Here is a 2208-nt window from a genome sequence, read left to right as displayed (position 1 = left end):
TTTGGACTTCAGTATGATGTGCTACCTCATCCGACCTAATAGCCTCTGTATATGGTTCCTGTTCGTCAGTTCAGATACCGCAGTTTGACTTACTTCAATGCTTGGATCACTCCAAACCACCTTGTGCTTACGCTAAAGCTTCAGCGACACGCGTGCCACTTACTTTGCTTCCGGGCACGACCCCAGCGCTTACGGGACTTTCACCCTTTGGAACGCTCAACTTCATGAGCTATATTCACCATTCAAGGCACACACAGACACTATCATCCATAAGCAACCTGAGCTATTTGCAAAGGCTCTTGTTATCAGATACTTTAATAGAAATTTAGAAAGTCCAGCTTACGGATGATAGTTGGACGTTGGCGGTAATTAGTGCAATACAACTAATAAACGGTTAATGGTGTCTAGACAATGAGGGTTAAATAAATAAATCATGCAACGGATATTCATGCTATTATCAATCTTTTTTACTGTTTTCAGTTGTTCAAACGATGAGAACATTTTAACGCCAGCTGAACTTGATGATCCTAGCAAGATGATTGTCTTCTGCCAAGCTTCACAAGAAGATCCTTGGCGAACTTTAGATTACAAATATGATAATAATGGGAATCTCATAACTGAAATATCAATGCGCGATGAAAAGGTACAGAGTGAAATAACTTACGAATATGATTCGGATAACCTATTAACGACTGAAGTACATCTAACGGACGATAGCAAAACAGAAAAGACTTTTGTCTATAATGAAAGCAAGCAACTGATCAATGTTTTATACAAATTCACCAACTATGATTCTGATGGAAACGTAACTAACGAAAGTGAAAGTGAAGCACCAAGGGAATATGACGGAAGTCAATTGATTAAAGAATGGGAATCTTGGGGTGGTTTTAATACATACGAATATCTAAATGGTAAGATCATAACTGAGATTAACCATACAAAAAACGGATCAAAACATCATTTTACGTATTATAAATACTCTGGAGATTTATTAGTCGAAGAAAAGAAGGAAAACAAAGTAGGAGGATTAATTCACTTCAAAACCTACGTCTATGACTCGCAGAACAGACTAATTCAAATCCGAGACAGGGAAAACATCATAGAAGAGAGTGATTATAATGATAATAAACTGATTGAAAAACGAGAGTATTATTTTGGAATTGACCCCTGCTATTCTGCCTGCTGCGGGAATTTCATTTACAGTTATGAATATTAAATACCGCCAACATACGCTATGAATGAATGGGGGTTTTTATCAGTAAAGATATTTTAGTGGGAATTGGAAATTCCGCCACAAGTAATAAATTTGAAATGAAGCGTGGCCATGTGTGAGACGATAGATTGGTGCTTTCTAATACCCGCTCATCATAGCTGACCGTTACCTGCAATTAGAAAAATAATGAATCCAGAAGAATTTATTAAATTATATGAAACAGCTTTAGGAACTCAGGATTGGAAAGTAGTTGAGCCTTTAGTTTCCGAAAATGTAAGTGTTACCTTTTCTAATGGAGTGATTCATATTGGAAAAGAAAATGTTCAAAAAGCATTTGAGAAAAATTTTTCTTTAATTAAAAATGAAAAATATGCTGTTGAAAATATTAAATGGTTAGTAAAGGATAAAAAATATGCGGTCTATTTATTCGAATTTAATTGGACTGGTATTATAGAGGGACAATCTTCATCCGGAAATGGAATTGGGACTTCTGTTTTAATAAAAGAAGATTCTAAATGGAAATTATTGACTGAGCATTTGGGAAGAAAACCAACTTGAATTTTTCAGAAAAGCAGGTAACACTAAATATAGCAAATAGGACGTTCGGTGGTTTACGAAAGTTCAGTACTATTTACAAACACCGCAAAATCGTTGATTTAGCTTTTAAGAATGAATAGTTTAAAAACAAAACTCTCGGTTCATGTTTTGTCAGAAGACCAATCATCCCATAGAATTAAACTCTCCTGACATTATTGACCAAAAGATTGAGCATACACTTAATAACCCTATGTAAGCTGATTATTCTTCTGATCGCTTTTCATTGATCTACAGTAGTACGGGCACTTGCTCCCCCTTACAAATTGAGCCTGTATAACGGCCGGAGGCCGGAAACAATATTTGGTCACTCGGCTGGGAGCCAAGCGACTGATTCAGATTAAGAAACTATTCGTTCTAACTGCGCCGGAATTCAAGACTTAGTTTCAAGACATAACCGT

2 protein-coding genes are annotated in these 2208 nt (G+C 36.2%); both read left to right on the top strand.

The genetic code is table 11. From position 1 onward, the window contains the following. Positions 1 to 433: 433 nt before the first annotated feature. Entirely contained in the window at positions 434 to 1216 is a 783-nt protein-coding gene (locus FNH22_RS31720; protein WP_143402560.1) for a hypothetical protein, read from the top strand. A 183-nt stretch (positions 1217 to 1399) separates the two neighbouring features. Then, on the top strand, positions 1400 to 1771 hold the full coding sequence (locus FNH22_RS31715; protein ID WP_143402559.1) for a nuclear transport factor 2 family protein: 372 nt from the start codon (positions 1400 to 1402) through the stop codon (positions 1769 to 1771). Positions 1772 to 2208 lie beyond the last annotated feature (437 nt).

It is taken from the genome of Fulvivirga sp. M361 (assembly GCF_007097395.1).
In the GTDB taxonomy this organism is placed as follows: Bacteria; Bacteroidota; Bacteroidia; order Cytophagales; family Cyclobacteriaceae; genus Fulvivirga.
The sequence above is the reverse complement of the archived record's forward strand: the minus strand, read 5'-3'. Positions and strand labels throughout refer to the sequence as shown.